Source organism: Mycobacterium angelicum, from assembly GCF_002086155.1.
In the GTDB taxonomy this organism is placed as follows: Bacteria; Actinomycetota; Actinomycetes; order Mycobacteriales; family Mycobacteriaceae; genus Mycobacterium; species Mycobacterium angelicum.
On the sequence record NZ_MVHE01000038.1, the window covers coordinates 14,997 to 39,472 of the forward strand.

22 protein-coding genes, 1 tRNA gene and 1 pseudogene are annotated in these 24,476 nt (G+C 65.9%); 16 read left to right on the forward strand and 8 right to left on the reverse strand.

The window, feature by feature from the left end; all coding sequences use genetic code 11:
• Positions 1-8: 8 nt before the first annotated feature.
• A complete protein-coding gene (pstS, locus tag BST12_RS19340; protein WP_083114750.1) occupies positions 9-1,124 on the reverse strand; it encodes a phosphate ABC transporter substrate-binding protein PstS in 1,116 nt (371 codons plus the stop codon).
• Positions 1,125-1,462: 338 nt separating this feature from the next.
• Between pstS and BST12_RS19345 the strand changes: the two genes are divergently transcribed.
• Positions 1,463-2,254 carry an SDR family oxidoreductase gene (locus BST12_RS19345; protein ID WP_083114751.1) on the forward strand — a complete coding sequence of 264 codons (792 nt, stop codon included), beginning with the start codon at positions 1,463-1,465 and terminating at the stop codon, positions 2,252-2,254.
• A 1-nt stretch (position 2,255) separates the two neighbouring features.
• Here BST12_RS19345 and BST12_RS19350 read toward each other — a convergent pair whose 3' ends face one another.
• Positions 2,256-2,705: a MarR family winged helix-turn-helix transcriptional regulator gene (locus tag BST12_RS19350; RefSeq protein WP_245850436.1), complete on the reverse strand. Its 450-nt coding sequence runs from the start codon at positions 2,703-2,705 to the stop codon at positions 2,256-2,258.
• 207 nt (positions 2,706-2,912) lie between these two features.
• On the opposite strand from BST12_RS19350, the gene BST12_RS19355 reads away from it, so the two are divergent.
• From BST12_RS19355 to BST12_RS19375, 5 genes are all read left to right on the forward strand, one after another.
• Entirely contained in the window at positions 2,913-3,485 is a 573-nt protein-coding gene (locus tag BST12_RS19355) for a TetR/AcrR family transcriptional regulator (RefSeq protein ID WP_245850437.1), read from the forward strand.
• Between the two features lie 92 nt (positions 3,486-3,577).
• Positions 3,578-4,804, forward strand: coding sequence for an Nramp family divalent metal transporter (locus BST12_RS19360; RefSeq protein WP_083114753.1), 1,227 nt, complete (start codon positions 3,578-3,580; stop codon positions 4,802-4,804).
• Positions 4,805-5,863: a poly-gamma-glutamate hydrolase family protein gene (locus BST12_RS19365; RefSeq protein WP_083114754.1), complete on the forward strand. Its 1,059-nt coding sequence runs from the start codon at positions 4,805-4,807 to the stop codon at positions 5,861-5,863.
• A gap of 18 nt (positions 5,864-5,881) precedes the next feature.
• Entirely contained in the window at positions 5,882-6,706 is an 825-nt protein-coding gene (locus BST12_RS19370; protein ID WP_083114755.1) for an LLM class F420-dependent oxidoreductase, read from the forward strand.
• Positions 6,707-6,837: 131 nt separating this feature from the next.
• Positions 6,838-7,848 (forward strand): Acg family FMN-binding oxidoreductase, encoded by a 1,011-nt coding sequence (locus BST12_RS19375; RefSeq protein WP_083114781.1) that lies wholly within the window; start codon positions 6,838-6,840, stop codon positions 7,846-7,848.
• Here the strand turns inward: BST12_RS19375 and BST12_RS19380 are convergent.
• Both BST12_RS19380 and fdxA read right to left on the reverse strand, forming a co-directional pair.
• On the reverse strand, positions 7,821-8,477 hold the full coding sequence (locus BST12_RS19380; RefSeq protein WP_083114780.1) for a helix-turn-helix transcriptional regulator: 657 nt from the start codon (positions 8,475-8,477) through the stop codon (positions 7,821-7,823). The genes BST12_RS19375 and BST12_RS19380 overlap by 28 nt on opposite strands.
• 11 nt (positions 8,478-8,488) lie before the next feature.
• A complete protein-coding gene (gene fdxA, locus BST12_RS19385; protein WP_083114756.1) occupies positions 8,489-8,842 on the reverse strand; it encodes a ferredoxin in 354 nt (117 codons plus the stop codon).
• 120 nt (positions 8,843-8,962) lie between these two features.
• Between fdxA and BST12_RS19390 the strand changes: the two genes are divergently transcribed.
• Entirely contained in the window at positions 8,963-9,154 is a 192-nt protein-coding gene (locus tag BST12_RS19390) for a ferredoxin (protein ID WP_083114757.1), read from the forward strand.
• Between the two features lie 10 nt (positions 9,155-9,164).
• On the opposite strand, the gene BST12_RS19395 is transcribed toward BST12_RS19390, so the two are convergent.
• Positions 9,165-9,932, reverse strand: a complete 768-nt coding sequence (locus BST12_RS19395; RefSeq protein WP_083114758.1) for a DUF2249 domain-containing protein — start codon at positions 9,930-9,932, stop codon at positions 9,165-9,167.
• 94 nt (positions 9,933-10,026) lie between these two features.
• Between BST12_RS19395 and BST12_RS19400 the strand changes: the two genes are divergently transcribed.
• From BST12_RS19400 to BST12_RS19420, 5 genes are all read left to right on the forward strand, one after another.
• Entirely contained in the window at positions 10,027-10,731 is a 705-nt protein-coding gene (locus BST12_RS19400) for a helix-turn-helix transcriptional regulator (RefSeq protein ID WP_083114759.1), read from the forward strand.
• Positions 10,721-11,812, forward strand: a complete 1,092-nt coding sequence (locus tag BST12_RS19405) for a hypothetical protein (RefSeq protein ID WP_083114760.1) — start codon at positions 10,721-10,723, stop codon at positions 11,810-11,812. The genes BST12_RS19400 and BST12_RS19405 overlap by 11 nt, the downstream gene beginning before the upstream one ends.
• Positions 11,809-14,367: a multicopper oxidase domain-containing protein gene (locus BST12_RS19410; protein WP_083114761.1), complete on the forward strand. Its 2,559-nt coding sequence runs from the start codon at positions 11,809-11,811 to the stop codon at positions 14,365-14,367. The genes BST12_RS19405 and BST12_RS19410 overlap by 4 nt, the downstream gene beginning before the upstream one ends.
• Before the next feature lie 87 nt (positions 14,368-14,454).
• Positions 14,455-14,527: transfer RNA gene (locus BST12_RS19415), tRNA-Arg, on the forward strand.
• A 784-nt stretch (positions 14,528-15,311) separates the two neighbouring features.
• A complete protein-coding gene (locus BST12_RS19420) occupies positions 15,312-18,197 on the forward strand; it encodes a cellulose binding domain-containing protein (RefSeq protein ID WP_083114762.1) in 2,886 nt (961 codons plus the stop codon).
• Positions 18,198-18,690: 493 nt separating this feature from the next.
• On the opposite strand, the gene BST12_RS19425 is transcribed toward BST12_RS19420, so the two are convergent.
• Positions 18,691-19,986 (reverse strand): NAD(P)/FAD-dependent oxidoreductase, encoded by a 1,296-nt coding sequence (locus tag BST12_RS19425; protein WP_083114763.1) that lies wholly within the window; start codon positions 19,984-19,986, stop codon positions 18,691-18,693.
• 22 nt (positions 19,987-20,008) lie between these two features.
• Positions 20,009-20,164, reverse strand: a complete 156-nt coding sequence (locus tag BST12_RS32095; protein WP_170062158.1) for a hypothetical protein — start codon at positions 20,162-20,164, stop codon at positions 20,009-20,011.
• 191 nt (positions 20,165-20,355) lie between these two features.
• On the opposite strand from BST12_RS32095, the gene BST12_RS32100 reads away from it, so the two are divergent.
• Both BST12_RS32100 and BST12_RS19435 read left to right on the forward strand, forming a co-directional pair.
• Positions 20,356-20,586 (forward strand): hypothetical protein, encoded by a 231-nt coding sequence (locus BST12_RS32100; RefSeq protein ID WP_083114764.1) that lies wholly within the window; start codon positions 20,356-20,358, stop codon positions 20,584-20,586.
• A 123-nt stretch (positions 20,587-20,709) separates the two neighbouring features.
• Positions 20,710-21,378, forward strand: coding sequence for a DUF3298 domain-containing protein (locus BST12_RS19435; RefSeq protein WP_245850439.1), 669 nt, complete (start codon positions 20,710-20,712; stop codon positions 21,376-21,378).
• A 332-nt stretch (positions 21,379-21,710) separates the two neighbouring features.
• On the opposite strand, the pseudogene BST12_RS34640 reads toward BST12_RS19435, so the two are convergent.
• A pseudogene (locus BST12_RS34640) lies at positions 21,711-22,007 on the reverse strand (PE family protein); the annotation flags it as partial.
• Between the two features lie 257 nt (positions 22,008-22,264).
• On the opposite strand from BST12_RS34640, the gene BST12_RS19445 reads away from it, so the two are divergent.
• Together BST12_RS19445 and BST12_RS19450 are read left to right on the forward strand one after the other, a co-directional pair.
• Positions 22,265-22,588 carry a PE domain-containing protein gene (locus BST12_RS19445; protein WP_083114766.1) on the forward strand — a complete coding sequence of 108 codons (324 nt, stop codon included), beginning with the start codon at positions 22,265-22,267 and terminating at the stop codon, positions 22,586-22,588.
• 131 nt (positions 22,589-22,719) lie between these two features.
• Positions 22,720-24,411, forward strand: coding sequence for a PucR family transcriptional regulator (locus BST12_RS19450; protein WP_083114767.1), 1,692 nt, complete (start codon positions 22,720-22,722; stop codon positions 24,409-24,411).
• The last annotated feature ends 65 nt before the right edge of the window (positions 24,412-24,476 follow it).

The window sequence follows — 24,476 nt, forward strand, 5'->3', positions numbered from 1 at the left end:
ACCTCAGATCAAGCGATGGCGTTGACGGCAGTCGACAACCTCGACTTGAAGGCATCAGGGATCGGGATGTATCCGTTGTCTCCCAAGCCATTCTGGCCCGCACCGATGGTGCTCTGCAGGAACGCCTTCACCGCCGTACCGACCTGGGCGTCGGGATACTTCGAGCACACGATTTCATAGGTGGCCAGCACGATCGGGTACGAACCGGGCTGCGTCGGCCTGTAGAACGAAACCGTGTCGAGCACGAGGTCGTTGCCCTGCCCGCTGATGGTGGCGCCGGCGATCGTCTTGCCGACGGAGTCGGTGCTGATCGCCACAGCATCCGGGCCGGCCGAAGTGATGACCTTGGCCATGTTCAGGTGCTGGGCCTGAGCGAACGACCATTCGTTGTAGGTAATCGATCCTTCGGTGGCCTTGATGGCCGCCGAGGTGCCGTCGTTGCCCTTGGCGCCCTCACCGACGCCGCCCTTGAACGCCTTGCCCGCACCCTTGCCCCACGCGCCGTTGGACGCCGCGTCGAGATAGCGCTGGAAGTTGTCCGTGGTTCCCGATTCGTCGCTGCGGAACACCACATGGATCGGTGTCGCCGGCAGGCTGGCGCCGGAGTTGAGTCCTTGGATGGCGGGATCGTTCCAGGTGGTGATGGCACCGTTGAAGATCTTGGCCAGGGTGGGGCCGTCCAGGTTGAGCGAACTGACGCCATTGATGTTGTACGTGACCGCAATAGGACCGAAGACCACCGGCAGATTCCACGCCGGTGACCCACCGCAACGCTGCTGCGCGGTGGCGGCTTCCTCCTTGCTCAGCGGCGAGTCCGAACCGCCGAAATCGGTTTGGTTGCCGTTGAATTCGCTGATTCCGGCACCCGAGCCGTTGCCCGTGTAGTTCAGCGTCTGCCCTGGGCAGGCCTGCTCGAAAGCCTTGACGAAGCGGGTCATCGCGTTGGCCTGGGCCGTCGAACCGCTGGCTTTCAGGGTCTTCTTGCCGCCGCAATTGACATTGCTGGCGGCCTGCCCGCTCGTTGAGCTTCCCCCGGATGAGTTGTTGTCACTGCCGCACGCTGTCAAGACCAGTGCACCAGAAGCCAGGACACTGAGCGCGGCGCCAAATCGGTTGAGTTTCAATTCAGTTCCTAACGGTAGAGATGAAACATCCTTGCCGCCACCCGTAAGCCGCGGCCCCGTCAATCCAACCAGCCGTTTTCCTCGCAGCCTTGAAGCCACATTAACAACAAGTGACCTCCTATGAAACAGTTGCCGCCGCATCGTCCCATGTCGATGGCGATATCAATTCGGCGAGTTCTCCGGCCACTGAATTCAAACAGATTTTCGCTGTGGGCACACCGTGCGCGCTGTGTTCGCGGGGGCCTGTGACAAACTAGAACCTGTTACAGAAAAGCAAAGCCCCTCCCGAGGCGGCCAGGACCGCTGCCGTTTCGGCCGACATCTGAAACGAGGCCCCAGTGATCCTCGACAGGTTCCGTCTCGACGACAAAGTCGCCGTCATCACCGGCGCCGGCCGCGGCCTGGGTGCGGCCATCGCCCTGGCTTTCGCCGAGGCCGGCGCCGATGTCGTCATCGCTTCGCGGACCCAATCCCAACTGGACGAGGTCGCCGAACAGGTGCGCGGCCTTGGCCGCCGTGCCCACGTGGTCGCCGCCGATCTGGCTCATCCGGAGGACACCGCGCAGCTGGCCGGTCAGGCGATAGCGACGTTCGGAAAACTAGACATCGTTGTCAACAACGTCGGGGGAAGCATGCCCAACACCTTGTTGACCACGTCGACCAAAGAGCTCAAGGACGCCTTCACCTTCAACGTGGGCACCGCACATGCGTTGACCGTCGCGGCGGTGCCGTTGATGCTCGAGCACTCCGGCTGCGGCAGCATCATAAACATCACCTCGGCGATCGGCCGGCTGGCCGGACGTGGCTTCGCCGCCTACGGCACCGCCAAGGCCGCGCTTGCCCACTACACCCGGCTGACGGCACTGGACCTATGCCCGCGCATTCGGGTCAACGCCATTGCGCCGGGGTCGATCCTCACCTCGGCGCTGGATGTGGTGGCAGCCAATGACGAGCTGCGCGCGCCGATGGAGAAGGCGACCCCGTTGCGCCGGCTGGGCGATCCCGTCGATATCGCCGCTGCGGCAGTCTATTTGGCTTCTCCGGCCGGCAGCTTCCTCACCGGCAAGATATTGGAGGTGGACGGCGGACTCACCTTCCCCAATCTGGACATTCCCGTACCGGATCTGTGAGTCACCACAGTTTGGGCGGGCGGAAAATATAGCCGGGTTCGGATTCCGTTGTCCCCCTGGCCACTTCGGTGACCGCATGGAGTCCCTTGATCAGCCCCTCGAGGCCGTCGTCGCCGATGCGTTTGCGAATCGCCCGATCTAGTGCGCCCGCGGTGCGCAGGCGGGCGGTCATGAAGTCGTTCGCTTTCTGGGTAAGCTCGACCACCTTCTCGCGCTGGTCGGTGGTTGACGTGGTGGTCTGCACGTAGCCGCGATCGCGCAGTTCTGCGACGACCTTGCTGGCCGCCTGCCGGCTGATGCCGAACAGTCGCCCGATCTCCGAAATCGTGATCGGAGCCGGTTGCGCGTAGAGGACGAATACGTAAAGGATCGAATAGCTACGGTCGGGAAACCCCGCAGCCTCCATCTCGTCATCGACGCGCCGGACGTAACTCCACCAAGCCACCCGCATTGCGGTTCCAAGATCTGTCTGCGGTGCCCGGTACTTAGGTGTGGCAACCATGGTTGACAGCATAAGCAACTCCCCTTACTCTCCAATCGTCAACCAAGTATGACTTTCAACCAAAGATGACAATTTCGTCCCAGGAAGACCAGGATGGCCCCCAGATCCAGCGCTACGGCACGCAAAGCACCGGTGCAGCAACGGTCCCGAGAGACCGTGCGGCGCATTCTCGACGCGGCGACACGCGTTCTGAAAGAGCGTGGCTACGAAGGCTTTTCGACGAACCGGATCGCCCTGGCGGCCGGTATCAGCCCTGGTTCGCTGTACCAGTACTTCGCCAACAAGGACGCGATCCTCAACGCCATGGTCGCCGAATACACCGAGCAGCTGCTGCACCGCGTGTCCAGCAACCTGGGTAAGCATGTGTACTACGACGCCGCCGGCCTGGTGTCCGCGGCGGTGGCAACACAGGTCGACGCCATGCTCGAACAGCCCGAAATGCTCCACGTGATCGCCGGGCAAATGCCCGGAACCACGGGAGCAGAGCTGCTCAAGCCCATCGAAGGGCTGATCGGCGAAATCATCAGGGGCTATACGCTGGCATCCGGCGACCGGCCCAGCGACATGGATGTCGAGGCCGCCTCGTGGATCATGATCCAGCTGCTCGGCACCACGATCCGCTATGTGCTGGACAAGCCGCCCATTGCCAAGGATGTCTTCATCAAGGAAATGACGCGCATCGCGCAGTGTCACCCGATGGGCAAAGCCCGCGCGCTTGCTGCCAGCTGACTCCGGCTACCACGGGTAGCCGGTGGCCGCGACCGCCCGGTTTCGGATACCCTCACTTTCTTATTCGGGTATGCGGATGAAAGTCGGGGGAGTTGGCGCAGGACATCCAAGGCTCGGCCAAGACCAGCTGGTATCTGCTGGGGCCGGCTTTCGTTGCTGCCATCGCCTACGTCGACCCCGGCAACGTCGCCGCCAACGTCAGCTCCGGCACCCAATTCGGCTACCTCCTGCTATGGGTCATCGTCGTGGCCAATGTGATGGCGGGCCTGGTGCAGTACCTGTCGGCGAAGCTGGGCCTGGTCACCGGACTCTCACTGCCCGAGGCGATCGGCGCCCGGATGGGACGCCCGGCCCGGCTGGCCTACTGGGTACAGGCCGAAATCGTCGCAATGGCAACCGATGTGGCCGAAGTGATCGGCGGCGCCATCGCGTTACGGATCCTGTTCGGCCTGCCGCTGCCGCTCGGCGGGATCATCACCGGGGTGATTTCACTGCTGCTACTGGCAGTCCAGGATCGCCGCGGCCAGCGCCTGTTCGAACGCGTCATCACCGGATTGCTGCTGGTGATCGCCGTCGGTTTCACCTCCAGTTTCTTCGTCGCGACGCCGCCCTCCGACGCCGTGCTCGCCGGCCTGGTCCCCCGCTTCCAGGGCACCGAGAGTGTGCTGCTGGCCGCCGCGATACTCGGGGCGACCGTGATGCCGCACGCCGTATACCTGCATTCCGGGCTGGCGCGAGACCGGCACGGCCATCCCGAACCGGGGCCGTTCCGGCACCGGCTGCTGCGCATCACGCGCTGGGACGTCGGCCTGGCCATGGTCGTCGCCGGCGGGGTGAATGCCGCGATGCTGCTGGTAGCGGCTTTGAACATGCGCGGTCGCGGCGATACCGCCTCGATCGAGAGCGCCTACGCCGCCGTGCACGACACGTTGGGGGCAACGATCGCGGTGTTGTTCGCGATCGGGCTGCTGGCCTCGGGATTGGCGTCGACATCGGTGGGCGCGTACGCCGGCGCGATGATCATGCAGGGATTGCTGCACTGGTCGGTGCCGATGCTGGTACGCCGCTTCGTCACGTTGTGCCCGGCCGTGGCGATTCTGACGCTGGGCTTCGACCCCACCCGGACGCTGGTGCTTTCGCAGGTGGTGTTGTCCTTCGGCATACCGTTCGCGGTACTTCCGCTGGTCCGGTTGACCAGTAGCGCCGAGGTGATGGGCAGCGATATCAACCATCGCATCACCACCGTTGTTGGCTGGGTGGTCGCGGTAATGATTAGTCTGCTTAACGTGGTGCTGATTTTTCTGACGGTGACGGGATAGATGCCGGTCCGCCGGCACCCCTACTTCGCATACGGGTCCAACCTGTGCGTCCGGCAGATGGCGAAACGCTGTCCCGACGCCGGTGATCCGCAGCCCGCGGTGCTGTCCGATCACGACTGGCTGATCAACCAGCGCGGGGTCGCCACCGTCGAGCCGTTCGCCGGAAATCAGGTCCACGGGGTGCTCTGGCAACTCTCCGACCACGACCTGGCCGCGCTGGACAGCGCCGAGGGAGTCCCGGTGCGATACCGCCGTGACCGGCTGACCGTGCAGACCGACAGCGGGCCCGCCCCCGCCTGGGTGTACATCGACCACCGGGTGACCCCGGGGGCACCGCGGCCCGGCTATCTGCCGCGCATCATCGACGGCGCCAGGCACCACGGGTTGCCGCAACGCTGGATCGACTTCTTGCACCGCTGGGACCCCGCGCACTGGCCGCGGCCCGTCTCCTCGAATGACCCTGCACCGCAATCTCTTTCGGCATTGTTGAGCGAACCCGGAGTGGCCGAGTGCAGCCGGCTGCGATCGCGTTTCGGTTTTCTGGCCATCCACGGCGGCGGACTGGAACAGATGACCGACGTGATCGCCGAACGCGCCGCCGAGGCCGCCGACGCATCGGTCTACGTGGTGCGCCATCCCGACGGATATCCGCATCACCTGCCGTCGGCGCGCTATGACCCGACGGATTCGCCCCTACTGGCAGCGTTTCTCGAGCACGTCGACGTCGCCGTCTCGCTGCACGGTTACGGGCGCATCGGGCGCAGCACGCAGTTGCTGGCCGGCGGCCGCAACCGTGCGCTGGCCGACCACCTGGCCCGGCATATCCAACTGCCCGGTTATCACGTCGTCACCGATCTCGACGCCATCCCGCTCGAGCTGCGGGGGCTGCATCCCGACAACCCGGTGAATCGGGTGCGCGACGGCGGGACGCAGTTGGAATTGTCGGTTCGCGTCCGGGGGCTCAGCCCGCGCAGCACCCTCCTGGGAGCGGATGGCTTGTCACCGGTCACTGCGGGGTTGGTGGATGGCTTGGTTTCCGCCGCCCGCTCCTGGCTTTAGCGATTCATTCGACGGAGGTTGTTGGTGGCAAAGGATTTTCGCTTCGGTTTGAGTATGCGCTTCATCAAATCGCGCGCGGCGCTGGAAGAGATGGCCAAGCACGCCGAAGACCTGGGTTTCGATGTGCTGTGCGTGCCCGATCACCTGGGTGCCATCGCGCCGTTTCCGGCGCTGACCGCAGTCGCCATGGTTACCAGCAAGATCCGGGTGAGCATGTATGTGCTCAACGCCGCCTTCTACAAGCCCGCCCTGCTGAGCCGGGACGTCGACGCGCTGCATGTGCTCAGCGACGGACGGCTGGAGGTGGGCCTCGGCACCGGTTACGTCCGAGCGGAATTCGAGGCCGCCGAGTTGCCGTATCCCAGCGCCGGCGCCCGCGTCGACTACCTCGAACACATGACGAAGTATCTGGCCGAGCACAACCCGACGGTGCCGCTCATGATCGCCGGCAGCGGCGACCGGGTGATGACCCTGGCCGCCCGGCACGCCCACATCATCGGGCTCACCGGAGCCAAGGTCCGCGACGTCGAGGACCCACTGGCCGAACGCATCTCGTTCGTTCGGCAGGCCGCCGGGCAACGGGCTGACTCGCTTGAGCTGAATCTGGTGATCACCGCCGTGCCGCGCGCAGGCGAGAGCATCCCGAACTTGTCGTTGACCCGCCGCAACGCACCGGACTTGTCCGACGAGCAGTTAATGGCCATGCATTCGGTGCTCAGCGGGTCGCCGCGCGACATGGCCGACCAGCTACTTGGCTACCGCGAGAAGTATGGGGTCACATACTTCACCGTGCAGGACAACCACGTCGAGAATTTCGGAAAGGTGATCGCCGAACTGCGTTGAGCGTTGAACGTTGAGCGTTGAGCGGGCCCAAAGCCTGGTCAGATAGGGCACTTCGGCTCTAGCGCGGCTCACCGCGGTGCGACATGGTGGCAGTAGCACCCGATCTGCAAAGCACGAAGGCAACACAGTCAATGGAAAGCTACTTCCCCGACGACGAGACGATCCGCTCGGTTCTCACCCTGGCTACGCGCGCACCTTCGGTGTACAACACCCAGCCGTGGCGTTGGCGGGTGGACGACCAGGCGCTGCACCTGTACGCCGATCCGAGCAGACAGCTGCCGGTCACCGATCCCGATGGACGCGACCTCATTGTGAGTTGCGGTGCGGCGCTCAACCATTGCGTGATCGCCTTGGCGGCGATGGGATGGCGGAGCAAGGTGCGCCGGTTGCCGGATCCGGCCGACCACGACCACCTGGCCACGATCGAGGTGCATGCCGACGCCGCCGATCCGGTCGATGTGGCGTTGGCCGCGGCGATACCGCAGCGGCGAACCGACCGCCGCTACTACGGCTCGTGGCCGGTGTCCGCCGCTGATATCGCGCTGATGGGCGCGCGAGCCGCCCGGCTCGGTGTCATGCTGCGCCAGGTCGACGAGCTAGCCACGCTCAAGCACATCGTCACCCACGCGGTTCGCACTCATATGAGCGACCGTGAGTATCTCAACGAACTCACCGTCTGGAGCGGACGGTACGACTCGAAAGCCGGTGTGCCGGCGCATAACACGCCCGCACATGACTGTGCGTCTCCGCTGCCTGGCCGGTTCTTCGCCGGTCCGGCACTGGCGCAGCCGGCCGGTGCGTCACCGACAGACGACAAAGCCGCCATCCTCGCGCTGGGCACTTCGACCGACGATCGGCTGGACTGGCTGCGCGCCGGCGAAGCCACCAGTGTGGTGCTGTTGACCGCCACGGCGCTGGGCTTGGCCAGCTGTGCCGTCACCGAGCCGCTGGAGATCGCGGCAACACGTGAAGCCGTGCGCACCGACGTCTTCGGCAGCTGCTGCAATCCGCAGATGTTATTGCGGGTGGGCTGGGCGCCGGTCAACGCCGATCCGCTGCCGGCCACGCCGCGACGCAGGCTGGAACGCGCCGTGGAATGGGCGACCGAAGACGATCAGTCTGCGGAAGCGAGCCTCAGGTGAGCCAGGCATAGATCCGGTTGGGCGAACGCCACCAGTCGGTCGACGGTGACCGGTGCCGCTTCACCTTCGAGAACTCCTTGCATGAGCCCAAGGTGAATCGAGCACACGACCTTGCTGTGGCTCTCGGCAAGTTCGAGAAATGGGCAGTGCCGCAACCCGATCTGCTGCTGGCCCCCGGATCTGCGATGCTCGGGCGCGAACCCGAACTCGTCGAGGACACCGACGAGGTGTTCGACCGATTTCTTCGCACTGGTCTTTTTCGGTTGTGGCGCAGGCATTCTGAACTGCCGCGCCCATTCGCGACCGGCGGCCTGCGCCTTGGCCGACGGATCACGGCCAGAGGCTAAAGCCACCGCCAGGATTTCTGCGAGCAGCCGGTAATGACGCGGTCCGGCCCGGTCCATCTGCGCGACGGCACGAAACATCAGCGGCGGCCGGCCCGGTTGTCCGCCGCTTGGCTCGACGCGCTCAACCTGGCCGTCGTCGACCAATTTGTCCAGGTGGAAACGGACCGTATTAGGGTGCACGTCAAGCACTTTGGCGATCGCAGCGATACTCATCGGAGCCGGCTCAGCCTTCAGTACGCGCAGCACATCACGACGGCGCCCAGCCGACTCCGCCCGTGACATGGCCACCGCGGTCAGGCCCGCTGCGGGTCCTGCTTGGGCAGACTTGCCACCAGCGGAGTGTCGACGCCAAGCGGGCCCAACTTACCGGCTCCGCCCGGTGACCCCAGGGGCTCGCCGCGGCCTGCCAGGGTTTCGGCGAAGAACGCCGCGTTGTCGGCTTGATAGGGCTGCAACTCTTCGGGCAGGTCATCCTCGTAGTAGATCGCTTCGACGGGGCAAACGGGCTCGCACGCCCCGCAATCCACGCACTCGTCCGGATGAATGTAGAGCGCCCGGCCACCCTCGTAGATGCAGTCAACCGGACACTCCTCAACGCAGGCCCGGTCCATCACGTCAACGCATGGCTCGCCAATCACATATGCCATGATCTGGAGTTTACACAATAGAGATTGTATAAACTAGAGAGAGTGCGGATCCGATGGCCGACAACGAATTCGGCGTGCGGCGTCGACTGCATCCCTGAGCCGAAAGTAGAGGAGGTTCTCATGCGCGTGGTGGTAGACCGTGATCGCTGTGAGGGCAATGCCTTCTGTGTGAATATCGCCCCGGCGGTGTTCCAACTCGACGACGACGAGTACGCCGTGGTCATCACCGACCCCGTCCCCGTCGAGCAGGAGGCGCTTGTCGAAAAGGCCATCGAAGCCTGCCCTCGCGCGGCTTTATTGCGCGAAGGATAGGCGGTGCCGGCTAGCCCTTGACCAGCCGCAGCCGCCACGCCTCCGGCCCGCGCTGCTCGTATTCGACCCCGAGCCGGCCCGCAGCTCGGTGATCGAGCTGGCGCAGCAGCGGAATCGGATCATGGGGTGCCACAAGCACCAGCACGCCGCCGTCGGGAACGGCGTCGAACGCACCGAACACGGTGGCATGCCGGATCGAGTGCGGCACGTCGCGGACGTCGAGCACGGGATCGTCGGCGTCGGAGTCGCAGCAACCACAGCCATGTGACGGCGCGGCACCGTCGTCGCAGTGGGCATGGCCGAGAAGTTCGTGCATGCCGTCGGTGACCTCGGCGAGGGAGACGTCGGGATCGGCGGCCACGATCGGCAGGATCCGCTCGTTCTCGTCGACCAGGTGCGCGTCGAACAGCACCCGCAGGGCTTGGGCGGAACCGGCCGCGCGCACCGGCGATTCCGTGCGGATGCCGTCGACGAGGGAGCCGATGACGCGGTGCGCCGCGATCATCGATTCGACCAGGGGCCGGGCGCGCTCGGTGTTGGTGGCGGCCGGGTACAGCCGAGCCTCTTCAGCGGCGGCGTGCGGCAGCAGCTCGCCGGTTAGGAACGCCAGAGCCGCGGCCCGCGCCGGCTCAATGTCCGCACCGCGCTCCAGCGCCGACACGATGCCATCGGTGAGCACGCCGAGTTGCCCGGCGAGCTGCGCGTGATGGCTTTTGATCGCATCGACCGCCTCGGCATCAGCGGCTGTTGACGCGACGACTACATCGTTGGCCGACATCTTGGTTCCCTTCCGCCGAGTCCGCAGGCTCCGCTGAACGAATGTGACTCATTGCCCTATGTGCTTCGCCCGATAATTTACTACAGTAATTTCCGTGAAAAAAGACCGGGTGGTCCTGGGCCCTGAACCGACGCCGGTGGTTCGGGCGCCCGTGGCCCTGTCCGGGCAGCGGCTGCGGGTGCTCGAGTACGTGCGTGCGCACTCCCCCGTCCGGGTCGGTGACGCCGCCGGCGCACTTGACCTGCACCCCAACACCGTTCGCGAACACCTCGACGCGGTCGCCGGACTCGGACTCGTCGAGCGCTCTACCGCAACCGCGCTCGGACGCGGACGGCCGGCCACGTTGTATCGGGTGTCGGCCGCCGACCCGGCCGTCGCGGTCCGCGATTACGCGGGTCTGGCGACCGCACTGGCCGGCCATCTGGCTCGCACCAGCGACCACCCCGAACGCGATGCCCGAGCCGCCGGCATCGAGTGGGGACGTGAACTCCTCGACGAGGACAGCCAAGCCGGCGGCGATCCGCGACAGACCGTGCTCGACGTGCTGACCCGCCTCGGCTTCGCGCCGGACGACGAAGGCACGCCGAGCGCCGGGGGCATCGCGCTGCGTCGCTGCCCCTTGCTCGAGGCAGCGCGGCGTTACCCCGCCATCGTCTGTCAGGTCCACCTCGGCATCGTCGAGGGAATGCTGGAGCGGCTCGGCGCTCCCAGCGGCCAGGGACTCGATCTCATTCCGTTCGCCGAACCCGGCGCGTGCCGGTTGTTCCTGCCAGAACCCGTTGTGCGACATGAAGATTGACCGACGCATTCCATCCCGGGGGCTGCTGCTGGTCCCCGGCGGGATCGCGCTTCTAGCCGGACTCGATGCGGCGCTGCTGTTGCTCGGCCTGCCCGCGCCGATCAAGACGACCCGGTTGGCCGAAGTGCACGGCGTGCTGCTGGTGCTCGGGTTCGTCGGCACCGTGGTCGCGCTGGAGCGAGCCGTGGCCGCCCACCGACGGTGGGCCTACCTGAGCCCGGCGTTCCTGGGCGCCGGAGCGGTGCTTCTCGTCACGCAGGCACCCCGAAGCCTGGGCGGTGTCCTGTTGGTCGCCGGATCCGCGGTGTTGGTCGCGGCATATGCGTCGCTGTGGCGGCGGACTGCCGACGCGGCGGTTCTGGTCCAGGTCGGCGGTGCGGTGCTGGCGACGGGCGCGGCGCTGTTGTGGCTGGGTGGCGTGCCGGTCCCCGACCTATTGCCCTGGCTGTCGGGTTTCCTCATTCTCACGATCGTCGGGGAACGCCTCGAGCTTGCCCGCCTGACCATGGTCGGCACACCGGCCGAAGGCACGCTGATCGTCCTCGCTGCGGCGATGGTCGCCGGCACCGTCGCCGCGTTGTTGTGGCCGGCGCCGGGCTACCCGTTGCTCGGCGCGACGCTGCTGGCGACGGCGGTGTGGCTGTACCGGTTCGATGTCGCCCGCCACACCGTACGTGCGACGGGCCTGGCCCGCTACATCGCGGTGTGCCTGCTCGCCGGCTATGTGTGGTTGCTGGTGCCGGCCTTGGCCTGGCTGCTCACCGGCCAAATCCGTTCCGGCGCAGGCTATGACGCGGTCGTACACGCGGTGATGCTCGGCTTCGTGCTGTCGATGATCATGGCGCACGCACCCGTGATCTTGCCCGCCGTGTTGCGTCGCCCGCTGCCCTACACCCGTTTGATGTACGGGCCGGTGGCGCTGTTGCACCTGTCGCTGTTGCTGCGGCTGGCGGTTGGTGATGCACGCGGCCTGCCTTGGGCAGTGCAGATGGGGAGCGTCCTGAACATCGTGGCGGTGCTCGGATTCATTGCCGTCGCAGGCTATTCGGCGATGCGCGCAAGCCGTCGGGTGCCGGCATGAATCGCTCGGGATGGCACTTGCGGGTCGGGGCGGTCGTTTTCGCCTGGCTCGTCGCGCTCGTCGCAGTGGCGGTGGGGCATCGGTTCCTGCCGCTGTCCGGCTGGCTACTGGTCCATCTGTTGGCGATGGGCGCAGCCGGCAATGCGATCCTGATCTGGAGCCGGCATTTCGCAGATGCGTTACTGCGCCGAGCGCCGGATCCTGCGCGGACGTCAGAAGTGTTGCGCCTCATAGCCTTTAACGTCGGTGCGGTCACTGTGGTCGCGGGCATGCTGGGCCGGTGGTGGCCGGTGGTGCTGACGGGAGGTGTCGTGGTCGCCGTCGTCGCCCTGGCGCACGGCGCGGCACTGCTACGGCAGTTGCATACTGCGTTGCCCGCCCGCTTCGGTATCACCGTGCGGTACTACGTCGCCGCGACGACGTGTCTGGCCGGCGGCGCCGGACTTGGTGTGGCGATGGCGAATTCGGCGCTGCCCGGCCGCATCCACGAGCGGTTCATCCTTGCGCATGCGGCGCTGAATTTGTTCGGTTGGGTGGGGCTCACGGTGTTGGGCACACTGGTAACGCTGTGGCCGACGATGCTGCGCACCCGGATGGCCACCGGCGTCGAGGCGGCCGCCCGCAAGGGCCTGCCGGCCCTGCTCATCACCCTGGCCGTGGCCAGCGGTGGTGCGGTAGTGGGCTCGCCGCCGATCACCGGACTGGGCGCCCTCGGGTATCTCGGTGCCGCGGTGATCGTGCTGCGGCCGCACCTCGACGAGATTCGTCGCAAGCGGCCCAACGACTTTGCGACCTTGTCGGTATTGGCGGGCGTCGGCTGGCTGATCGCCTCGCTGGTGTTCGCCGCAGTGGCGCTGGTGACCTCGCGGACGTGGCCGGCTGCGGTGGCGGCGGCCGGCGCGCTCACCGCGCCGGTGCTGGCCGGCTTCCTGGTGCAGGTGCTGCTCGGGTCACTGACGTACCTGACGCCGGTGGTGGTGCGCGGCCGTGCCGCGACACTGGCGGCGGGAGCCGAGCTTGAGCGGGGAGCCCCGTGGCGGCTCACCGTCGCCAACACCGGGCTGCTGCTGTGTGTTCTTCCGACACCAAGCCTGGTGCGGGTCGCGGCATCGATGCTGGTGCTGGTGTCCTACGTGGCCTTCCTGCCGCTGCTGGTGCGGGCGGTGTGGCGGGCACACCGGGATCGCGACAAGCCGTCTGTCGACCTACCGCGCGCGCGGCGGCGACTCGGCGCCGCGGCGGCCGGACTGGGGGCCGTCGTGCTGGCCGCCGCGGCCGCAGTGGCCGCCGACCCCGCCGCCATCGGAATCGCCACCACGCCCCAGGTTGCCGTGGCGGCCACCGGGCGCACCACCACGGCGTCGGTCCGAGTCGAGGGCATGCGCTTCGTGCCCGACACGGTGGAGGTCCCGGCCGGAGACCGGCTGCTGATCACCCTGGCCAACACCGGCACCAACCAACACGACCTGGTGCTGTCCAACGGCGCCCGCACCGGACGCCTGGCACCTGGTGAATCGACCGTCCTCGACGCCGGGGTGATGGGCTCCAGCCTCGACGGCTGGTGCGCCGTGGCCGGACACCGCCAAATGGGCATGACGTTTTCGGTCCGGGTGACCGGCGCGCCGACGCACGCCACGCACCCCGATCATTACGGGCCGGCGCACGTCGCACCGATCTCGGCTGCCGATATCGCCCGCAGCCTCGGCGCCGACCCGGGTCCGGCCTTTACCGCGCGTGACGCCGCGCTGCCGCCGGCGACTGTCGAGCACCGTCTGACGCTGCCGGTGACCGAGATTCAACGTGAGGTCTCCCCCGGAATCACGCAGCGGCTGTGGACGTTTGGTGGTACCGCCCCGGGTCCCACATTGCACGGCAAGGTCGGCGACGTCTTCGAGATCACCCTGATCAACGACGGCAGTACCGGGCATTCGATCGACTTCCACGCCGGGGCGCTGGCCCCCGACGAGCCGATGCGGACGATCCAGCCCGGCGAGCGCCTGGTGTACCGGTTCACCGCGACGCGGGCAGGTATCTGGCTGTACCACTGCTCGACCATGCCGATGTCGCTGCACATCGCCAACGGCATGTTCGGGGCGGTGATCATCGACCCGCCGGATCTGCCGCGCGTAGATCGCGAGTACGTGATCGTGCAGTCCGAGATGTATCTCGGCGCGCCCGGGGAAGATGCCGATGCGGACAAGGTTGCCGCGGACAAGCCCGACCTGGTGGTGTTCAACGGCTACGCCCGCCAGTACGACCACACGCCGCTGACCGCCCGGATAGGCGAGCGGGTCCGCATCTGGGTGCTTGCCGCCGGACCCAACCGCGGCACCTCGTTCCACGTCGTCGGTGGCCAGTTCGACACCGTGTGGTCCGAGGGCGACTACCGGCTGCGGCCGGGTGCCGGCGGTGCGCAGACGCTCGGATTGTTTGCGGCCCAAGGCGGATTCGTCGAACTATCCTTCGACCAGCCGGGGCGATACCCGTTCGTGTCACACGCCATGGTCGACGCCGAACGCGGCGCCCACGGCGTCATCGAGGTGGCGGCGCGATAGCGTGCTTGGCGCGGGTCAGTCGGTGGCGTCGCTACACTCACACCGCCGCCAGCGACTAGGTTTGGTCAGGTATTCAAGAACGTCCCCGCCCTCGTAGCTCAGGGGATAGAGCACGGCTCTCCTAAAGCCGGTGTCGCAGGTTCGAATCCTGCCGGGGGCACTTTTTTGGTGTATGACCTCGGTTGATGTTTGACACTCCTTTGAATGAGGGAGTTGCGTGTCTGAGCAGCGGTATCAGGCAGTGATGGCTGTGATTGCCGATGGATTGGCGCCTGCGGCGGCCTGCGAGGAACCCATGCCCCGCCCGGGCACCGGCCCGAGTTCACTTTCCCATGCTGCCGGTTTTTCCAAGGCATTCTGTGAATACATTTTCTGCATGGGCACTTTGTGGAACCGCTTCGGGAGTAAGCACTATTCGAGTGGGCACTTTGCAGCGTTTTTTGGATAGTTTGCCCGGTTTGCGAGAGGTTGCATTGACCCCGTGCTTGCTTTAGGTTCGGCGCTATTTCTAGGCTCCACTTTTTGTGGACCTGGCGAGAGCTAGCTGGCGGCTGCCGATCGCACGGCACGAAGCGCCGACGGCGCCATCGGCTCGCGCCTTGCCTGGTCAAACAGCAAGTCGGCTGGCTAGTAAGGCTATTAGGCCGTAGCCCACGTGCGTGGAAAGGCGACTTGAGCGCATGGTTGTGCCGGGGACTCCCCTGGTCAAACGTCGGTTATCGGCGGGGCGCGCGGCGCTTGATCGCCGCATGAATTCAATTTCGACGAATACTAGAAAGTTATTTCAATAGCAGTTGTAAGTAATCAGCGTGACGATAATGAATCTATGGCAAACCATTAATAAAACTGTAATAAAGCTGGGATCCGACGCCGATCGGCGGTACATATGAACTCGTTATGGAGTCGTTATGAGTTCGTTATAGGGGTCGAGAAGGGGTTGGGTCATGACGTATGTAACGGCAGTACCGGCGGCGCTCGCAGCGGGAGCGGCGGACATATCCGGGATCGGTTCCACGCTGAGTGCGGCCGCAGGAGCCGCCGCGGTTCCGACGACCAAGATCGTCGCTGCGGCCTCCGACGAGGTATCGGCTTCGATCGCGGCGTTATTCGGCACGCATGGTCAGGATTTTCAAGCCTTAAGCGCCCAGTTGACGGCGTATCAGAACCGGTTTGTCCAGGCATTGACGTCGGGCGCTGGGCTGTACGAGCTCGCCGAGGCGGTCAACGCGTCACCGCTACAGAGCCTCGCCCAGTCGGCGGTTGGCGCGGTGAACGCGCGGCTGTTCGGAACCGGTAGCGCCGCAACGACGACGAGCCAGGCCACTGCCGACAAGACGACGAGCACTGCGGGCAGCGCCAACACCACCGCGTCGAGCGCGGGAACGACGTCTGCGTCGACGGCTAGTACAGCAACGACTGCTGCCAACACCGGCGGCGCAGCATCCGGCGCCACCGGCGGCAATACGGCGAGCACTGCGGGCACCGGCGCCGCCACGACTACCACGTCCACTGGGTCGGCTACGTCGGCGACGTCGGCGACGGGGGCTACGACGGCGACGGGGGCGTCCGCGCTGAGTGCGGCGGCGCCCGCCGCCACCACAACCAGCGGATCGGGGGGCGGCGACGTTACTGCGACGTATGCGACGACGTCGCAGTGGGGCAACGGTTTCGTCGCCAACTACACGATCACCAATACCGGCACGACTCCGCTGTCCAACTGGCAGCTCCAATTCAACTTGCCCGCAAACGAATCCGTCACCAACCTGTGGAATGGTCAACTTCAGCAGTCCGGCACGCAATACACCGTCACCCCGGAGAGCTACAACGCCACGATCGCGCCAGGCCACTCGATCACGGTTGGCTTCCAAGGTGCGCACGACGGGACCTATTCAGCGCCAACACATTTGACAGTTAACGGGCAACCGGTTGGCGGCGATACCGGCGGAACGGGCACCGGTACCGGAACGGGTACGGGCACTGGGACTGGGACCGGCACTGGCACTGGCACTGGGACCGGCACTGGGACTGGTACGGGTACCGGCACTGGGACTGGTACGGGTACCGGCACTGGGACTGGTACGGGCACCGGCACTGGCACTGGGACTGGTACGGGTACGGGTACGGGCACTGGCACTGGCACTGGCACTGGCACTGGGACTGGGACCGGTACGGGTACTGGGACTGACACTGGCACTGGGACCGGTACGGGTACCGGCACTGGGACTGGGACCGGTACGGGAACTGGGACTGGTACGGGTACGGGCACTGGGACTGGGACCGGTACGGGTACCGGCACTGGCACGGGCACCGGAACCGGCACAGGCACGGGCGACAACGGGCTTACGGCGACCTACACGGCGACGTCACACTGGGACAACGGCTTTATCGCCGACTACACGATCACCAATACCGGCACGACCCCGGTAAACAACTGGCAGCTCCAATTCGATTTGCCCTCAAACGAATCCATCACCAGTGCCTGGAGTGGGCACCTGGCCCAGTCAGGCACGCACTACACCATCACCCCCGAATCCTGGACACAAACGATTGCACCCGGCAGTTCGGTAACCGTCGGCTTCCAAGGGTTGCAGACCGGCTCCTATTCGGCGCCAACGAATTTGCTGGTGAATGGGCACGCGGTTGCCGGCGGCACAGGCACAGGCACCGGAACAGGAACCGGCACCGGCACGGGCACGGGCACGGGCACGGGCACGGGCACGGGCACGGGTACAGGCACCGGGACGGGTACGGGCACCGGGACAGGTACGGGAACCGGAACGGGTACCGGCACCGGGACGGGTACGGGAACCGGGACTGGCACCGGAACGGGCACCGGCACGGGTACAGGCACCGGAACAGGGACCGGCACTGGCACGTACTCGCCCTATGTCGACATCACGCTCTGGACCGGGCCCAACGGATACGACTTTGCGACCGCCGCCCAAAACGGAGTCAAGAACGCCACACTCGCCTTCATCAACGCCGACCCGACTGGTCAAGCGTCGTGGGGCGGCTATCAGGCGTATGACGTCACGGGCGGCTCGCAGAGCTCGTTCATCAATAACCAGATCGCCAACATGAAAGCGGCCGGCATCAACGGGACGCTCTCCTTCGGCGGGGCGTTCGGTACCGACCTCTCCGCGGTTCCCGGTCAGACCCCCGCCGCACTGGCCCAGCAGTACAAGACGATCGTGGATACCTACCACATCTACAACCTGGACTTCGATGTCGAAGGTGCGTTGCAAGGCAACACCCAAGCGATGCAAACCCAGTCGAAGGCCATCGCCTTGCTGCAGCAGCAGGAGGCGGCCAACGGCACACCCGTGAGCGTCTCGTACACCCTCCCGGTACTGCCGACCGGCCTGGTCGAAGGGCAGGGCGGAGGTTTGAGCGTTCTGCAGACCGCCCAAACGAACGGCGTGCAAATCTCACGCGTGAACGTGATGGCCATGGATTATGGCAATGGCTTCGATCAGCCCGGAAACCCGGGCATGGGCCAGTACGCCATCGACGCCGCGACGAATACCCACAGCCAGTTGATGACGCTGTATCCGACGATGTCCAGCCAGCAGGCGTGGTCGATGGTTGGGGTGACACCGCTGATCGGAATCAACGACGACCCGCTAGAGGTCTTCAGCCTGGCCAACGCCCAACAACTCACCAACTTCGCTCAGCAGCACGGTATCGGTGAGCTGTCCATGTGGGAGTTGCCTCGCGATGTGACAGGCACATTGGGCGCAGTAGACGCAACCGACGGCAGCGGAATTGCACAAACCCCGTTCGCCTTCTCGAAGATCTTCGAGCAGATCGAAAGCGGACCCGTTACCTAGGGCCGACAGTCATGGCTATCGGAATCGAGTGTGCAGCCATGGCTTTGAGTGTGTAGCCAGGGCGGGAGAATCGCGCTACGAACGCCAAGGATTCACACTCGAAGCCGCCAGCTCACGCTCGAAGCCACGGCCCTCGGGACGGCCCGCGGGGCGGCCCGCGGCGAGCTGGGGTCTGCGACACTCATGGCTATCGGAATCGAGTGTGCAGCCATGGCTTTGAGTGTGTAGCCAGGGCGGGAGAATCGCGCTACGAGCGCCAAGGACGCACACTCGAAGCCGCCAGCTCACGCTCGAAGCCACTGCCCGCGAAGCCACGGCCCTCGGAGCGGCCCGCGAGGCGGCCCGCGACGAGCGGGGTCTGCGACAGCCCCGGCTATCGGAATCGAGTGTGCAGCTACGGCTTTGAGTGTGTAGCCAGGGCGGGAGAATCGCGCTACGAGCGCCAAGGGTTCACACTCGAAGCCGCCCCAGCTCACACTCGAAGCCAAGCCAGCTATCCCATCACCGTGCCGGAGGAATCCGCATTGCGCTCGCGCTTACGCGAAAAGGCCCCGAGGTTGAGGTCGTGGCCGGTATGCGGACACGTGTAGTGGACGGGTTCGGCGTCGTGGTCGTGGCCACCCTCAACCGCGTCGATGATGCGGGCCAGCAGCGAACCGATGATCGGGGCGTTCTTGAATTGGTTTCCGCTGGTACCGATTCCGACGTAGAAGCCAGGCAGCGCCGTCTTGTCGTATATCGGCGTCCAATCCTCGGCGACGTCATAAACACCGGCGATACCCTTGGGCCGGTTCGGAACGGACATCTCGGGAAGCCGGCGAGCGGCGCGGGTGATCTGAGCCTCGTACCGCTCGACGGTTGGGTTCAGATTGGCCGCATCGGGATCGTCGATCCATTCGAGCGGATCACACTCCGGCTCGGTGCCACCGACCAGCATGTTGCCCGCCGAATCGGGCCGCAGATAGACGCCCAGGTCCAAGTCACAGATCGCGGGCAACCTGCCGCGCAGCGACGCCGGCGCCGGCACGTGATGCACCTCCTGGCGCATCGGGGCCACTTCGATCGTGAAATCGCTTGTCGCGCTGACCATCCGGTTGAGGCGGCTGGACCATGGGCCGGCCGCATTCACCAGAATGGGCGCCTCAATCGGTTCGTGTCCGTCGACCATCACACGCCACACCTCACCGACACGATCGATTGATGCGACGTTGCGGCGGAATGCGAAGCGCGCGCCGCGGTGTGCCGCGGCCGCGGCCAGGTTGGCGGCGGCCAGGCGTGGGTCGTCGACGTATCCCCCATCGGGGTTGTACAAGGCTCCGAGGTCGCCGTGTGCGTCGCCGAAGAATTCATCGGAATCGATCGGCTTAGGCGGGTAATACGAGCCGGTGTCGATGCCGTTGACGCGCTTGGCCAGTGTTTCGGCATCCCACACCTCATACGGGATACCGGCCCGCTCGAACAGCTCGACCAACCGCCGCCGTGGGATGACCGGGACGTCGAGAAGAATTTTGCCGCATCGGTGAAAACGCGCCATTCCGTTGGGATCTCGGTGGCCGAGGTGTTCTTCCCAGTCCTCCCAGCAGAATTTCGACTCCCAGGCAGCAGCCACGCCTTCCCAGGTGGAGTAGCTGAAGCGGATGAGCGCGCTCGACGCGCTGGTCGATCCCATACCGGCGGCACCGGCCTTGTCGAGCACGAGCACATCCACTCCGCGCCGCGACAACTGCAGAGCCGTGGAGCAGCCGACGATTCCGGCGCCGATGATGACGGCGTCAGCCGTGAGGGTCATGCAATGACGCTAGTACGTACCGCTATCGCTTGGTCTCGTCCGGAAGTTGATGGCGCGACTGGTGCAGTGCGGGCGCGTCCGGGTCCTCGCCCTGGTGGTCGAGCTGGTCCTGCTCACGACGTTGCTCCTCGGTCGCCTTCGTCGCGTCCCTGGGCGTCGACGCTGATTGTTCAGCCACGCGAATCTCCTCTGGCCGCTGACAAGTGAACTACCGGCCAGGATCCCCGGATATGCCCGCGGCCAAACCGGCTATCGCGGTGTTGCATCACGGCTCCACCGCCGTTACGATCTGCGATGTGATCCGTATCACGGCTCTCTATGAACCGCTATACGGTCCCAGGCTAATTTTCGAATCAGGAGTAAACCGATATGAGTCTTCGCAGCACCACCACATACGCGCTGCTGGCCCTGAGCGCCCTGGCCGCGGCGGGCTGGCTGGCCTACAACCCGGCTGACATCGCGACCGCCACGCAGAGCACGACGTCGCCGTCGACGTCGGTTCCGACGACGACCCCGACCCCGCTCACCACGCTTCCGCCGCCATCGACGCTCTCGGCTCCGCCGGCCCCGTCCGCGCCGCCGGCGCCGCCGCTGCCCTAATCTCGGGCAGCCCAAGGCGATCTGGAAGGGATCGCGTGCGCCGCGGCGGTTTTTGCGGTAAGTCATTCGATGATGAGCCGCGTACGAGTGTTTTGCGCCACGGTCGCAGTTGCCGTGCTGGCGATGTCGACGGCAACGACCGCACGCGCCGACTCGGGTGTGTCCAACGGCCAAACCTATGGCGTGACAACTCCCTCGATCACCGGGTCTACGCCGGATAATCGCGGCCATTGGAGCGCCCAGGCGGGCCAGCTCTCCGGCGGTGATGCGGGCGTGCGGGACGCGTTCAACCAAGCCAGCACCGCGTCAGCGCGTGGTCAGATCGATCAAATACTCGCCGCTTCGAGCCCCGACGTCGAATGGTCCTTCGAATCCAAATCGACCGTGACATTCCGTGCGGCCGCGATTGCCGAAGTCGTCGAGGGCGTTTACTACGCCAAAAGGGCCGCACACGGAAGCAGCTCGGTGAGCACCGTCGTCATCGACAGCCGGTCGGCCAAACCCATCACCTTGGCCGGACTGTTCAGCAACGAACAAGCCGGCCTGAACCGGCTTTCGCAGCAAACCAAGCTCATCTTCCCGCAGGTTTACGGCGGCCCCGCGCCGATGCCCGACGAACAGGGAAACAAACCGATTGCGGAGAACTTCGCCAACTGGATCCCCACGCCAACCGGAATGCAGCTCCATTTCACCGACTACCAGTTCGGCCACGGGCTACCGGTGATCACCGTGCCCTGGTCCGCACTCAGTGACGTACTGGCCCCCGACATGGCGGCCCTGACGCACGATTGAGGTTAAGCCAGGCGCTCGCCCGGTTGCAGCTGCTCAGCGGCCTCGCGATCGTCCTCTTCGGCGGGCTCGGTGGCCGAGACCAGGCCCGGCTTGGAAGCACCCGCCGGGGCACCCGAACCCATCCCGCTGCCCAGCGGAGCGGCACCACTCATCGCCGACGAACCGGCGTTGGCGGCCGTCGAAACCATCGGCGACGACGACGCCTCCACCACCTGAGACACCAGCGGAGTCCGCGCCAGCGCTTCGGCCGGCGCCTTGGCCGCTCCCAGGAGCCCGCCGCCCACCGTCGAACCACCGGCCGCTGCCGGGCGGGACATGGTCGCGGCGCTGGTCATGAGCACGCCGGCGGCGTTGACGTCGGAATCGCTGTACATGCGAGCGATATCGGTCAGCGCCGTGCCGGTGCGCATGAGCTCTTCTTGAGCCGCGGTGTTCGACGCCAGCATGGAGGCTGCTTCCTGGGCAAACGCCAGCACGGCCTGCGCAGAAACCTCTTCGGCGCCGGCGGGAATCAGCCCGCTCAGCACCGACGTCGCCGCCGTGGTTCCGGCACTGACACCCTGGCTGCCGATGTCGACCAACTGCGAGCCGATGTCACCGGCGGCCGGGTCGTGGGACATGGAATCCATTTACCTACTGCTCCTGTCTATCGAGGCATCGGCGGTAACGGCGACCGCCGGGCAAAACCGGCGGTCAACAGGCCCGATGCACAAGACGATGGGTCAATTCTAAACCGGGTGCGGGGGTGACCCAGTCACCAAAATGGCCTTAGGGGCTCCACCCCCACGGATCGGTGAGCACAATGCGCAAAACCAGGTAATCGCTGGTAACTCCGACTTTCGTGCACAAGCGCGACGCCGCTATCGCGCCGCCATAGCTTGGGTCCATGCAATCCATGTCATTTGGTCCGGCGGCCGGCGATATCGGCGGACAGGTCGTCGAACTGGGAAAAAGCGCCCTCGAGGCGGCCGGGAAAGCCGCGGCCTCGGTGACCGGACTGGCTCCCGCCGGCGCCGACGAGGTGTCCGCGCAGGCGGTCACGGCTTTCCACTCGGAGGCCGCCTCGGCGCTGGCCGCCAACCAGGCGGCCCAACAAGAACTGGTGCGCACGGGTACGGCGTTCACCCAGATCGCGCAGACCTATACCGACGTCGACCAGGCAGCCGCCAGCACCCTGGTGTTCGGCGCTAATCCGGCGATCGGCCGCTGACCCGCCGTCTGGGGCGATGCGGCAGGACTGGTGACTTCACTGATTCGAGGCGCGCCCGCCGGCGCGACGCTGTGGCGGTGCTGGATGAACAACCGGCAGAAGAAAGCCCCCGTCGCCCAGGAGGACAGGCCATGGCAGCACCGCTCACCCACCGCCCGACACCGGCGGCGGACACGGAGAAGTTGACGATTCGCATGCTGCTTGACGAGCCGCTGATGTCCAGCGCCCGCGTGGTGGCCGGCCGCGAGCAAGTCGATCGCGTGTTGACGTGGATGCTGCCGCTGACCGAAGTTCCGCCCCGACCGGACTCACTGGAAGATGTCGCGCTCTATGCCCGCCCCGAGGCATTGCTGGCCAACGGCACCATGCTGACCGCCATAGCAGCCCGGGGCGCCACGGTGCTGGTGGTCGACGGCCCGATCCCAACCGACTTCCCGCGCGCCGGACTGCCCGGCACTCTCGTGGTGATCGAGATGGCCTTCCCGGTGGGTTTTGCCGCCCTCAACCGGCTGCTGGCCGAGCGGACGCTGAGCCGGGAACTGCAGTCGATGCGCTACTCCACACAGGTGTATGCGTCCCTGTCGGGGCTGTTCCATCGCGGGGCTGGCCTGCAGATGCTGGTGCGCGAAGTGTCCAATCTGGCCCGCAATGCCGCACTGGCACTCAACGCCCGCGGCCAGGTCGTAGCCCAGAACGGACTGGCCGCCGAAGCCGTCGAGACGCTGTCGGGTTCGGTGCGGCGCATGCTGTCGACGGGCGTGACCGCCGCGCAACGCTGCATCCAACACAATGTTCGCGTGGCCAAGGTCGCCGGCCCCCGGGACAGCGTATGGACGTGCGTCGCCAGCACGATCCAGTTCGGGAAGGCACCCCAGGGTTGGGTCGTGGTCCTGGTCCCCAGCGACAACGTCGCCCCCCAGGACCTGGTGCGCCACCGCATCGTCACCGAACAGGCAACAGCGGTGATCGGCTCGGAGATGCTGCGCCAGCGCAGTGTCGATGAAGCCGAAGAGCGTGCCCGCGGCGACTTCATCCAAGCCCTGGTCCACGGCAGCTTCTCCAGCGAGCACGAACTGCGCGCCCGCGCCGACCACCACGAAATCGATATCGACTCCCCCTTTGGGGTTTTCGTCGCCTACGGCGTCCTCCCCCACCCCGTGGACAATCCGGCCGCCGGCATGATCCGGCTGGCGCGCTACGCCGCCAACATCTGCGCCGAATCCTCGGTGCGCACCGACGCCACCGTCATGGGCGATGTGCTGGTGGTGGTGCGCACCCTGCGCGACGGCGACGACGCGGCGCTGGTACAGCAGATGACCGACTTCGCAAACTCGATGCACCGTGAACTTGAGCAGCGCTGCCGCGCTTCGGTGGCCGTCGCCTACGGCCGGCCCTCACCCGGTGCCCACCGGGTGTCCGACAGCTACCGCGAGGCCCGCATCGCGCTGGGCATCGCCCGCCGGCTCGGACGCACCAGCGCCATCTCCTACCAGGAGCTGCGCAGCTTCACCATGTTGGCCGAGATCGCCGACACGCCAAACAGCCGACAATTGATCCAGGAGTTCGTCGAGCCGCTGCGCGGAGGGCACAACCTGCTCGAGACGTTGACCAGCTACCTGTCCCTCGGCGGCAACGCCACCCTTGCCGCCCGTGCCCTCAATGTCCACCGCAACACGATGCTGGCAAAACTCGACCGGATCTCCGAGACGATCGGCCTGGACATCCGCGAACCGGAGAACCAATTCACGCTGTGGCTCGCCATCCGGCTCAACCTGCTGGCCGAGGTCACGGCGGCCACCGATCGCGAGGCCAGTTTCCACTGACGCCACTCAGCTTGCCCGGCGGCGGGCCAAACCGCCCAGACGCGCAGAGCAAATCACAGCGAAAC

Coding starts and splice junctions, on each gene's coding strand:
- BST12_RS19420 (WP_083114762.1), top strand. CDS start 15,312: ATGACGTATGTAACGGCAGTACCGGCGGCGCTCGCAGCGGGAGCGGCG.
- BST12_RS19435 (WP_245850439.1), top strand. CDS start 20,710: ATGTCGACGGCAACGACCGCACGCGCCGACTCGGGTGTGTCCAACGGC.
- BST12_RS32100 (WP_083114764.1), top strand. CDS start 20,356: ATGAGTCTTCGCAGCACCACCACATACGCGCTGCTGGCCCTGAGCGCC.
- BST12_RS19375 (WP_083114781.1), top strand. CDS start 6,838: ATGGAAAGCTACTTCCCCGACGACGAGACGATCCGCTCGGTTCTCACC.
- BST12_RS19390 (WP_083114757.1), top strand. CDS start 8,963: ATGCGCGTGGTGGTAGACCGTGATCGCTGTGAGGGCAATGCCTTCTGT.
- BST12_RS19445 (WP_083114766.1), top strand. CDS start 22,265: ATGCAATCCATGTCATTTGGTCCGGCGGCCGGCGATATCGGCGGACAG.
- fdxA (WP_083114756.1), bottom strand. CDS start 8,842: ATGGCATATGTGATTGGCGAGCCATGCGTTGACGTGATGGACCGGGCC.
- BST12_RS19450 (WP_083114767.1), top strand. CDS start 22,720: ATGGCAGCACCGCTCACCCACCGCCCGACACCGGCGGCGGACACGGAG.
- BST12_RS19365 (WP_083114754.1), top strand. CDS start 4,805: ATGCCGGTCCGCCGGCACCCCTACTTCGCATACGGGTCCAACCTGTGC.
- BST12_RS19395 (WP_083114758.1), bottom strand. CDS start 9,932: ATGTCGGCCAACGATGTAGTCGTCGCGTCAACAGCCGCTGATGCCGAG.
- BST12_RS19405 (WP_083114760.1), top strand. CDS start 10,721: ATGAAGATTGACCGACGCATTCCATCCCGGGGGCTGCTGCTGGTCCCC.
- BST12_RS19425 (WP_083114763.1), bottom strand. CDS start 19,986: ATGACCCTCACGGCTGACGCCGTCATCATCGGCGCCGGAATCGTCGGC.
- BST12_RS19410 (WP_083114761.1), top strand. CDS start 11,809: ATGAATCGCTCGGGATGGCACTTGCGGGTCGGGGCGGTCGTTTTCGCC.
- BST12_RS19350 (WP_245850436.1), bottom strand. CDS start 2,705: ATGCGGGTGGCTTGGTGGAGTTACGTCCGGCGCGTCGATGACGAGATG.
- BST12_RS19380 (WP_083114780.1), bottom strand. CDS start 8,477: ATGTCACGGGCGGAGTCGGCTGGGCGCCGTCGTGATGTGCTGCGCGTA.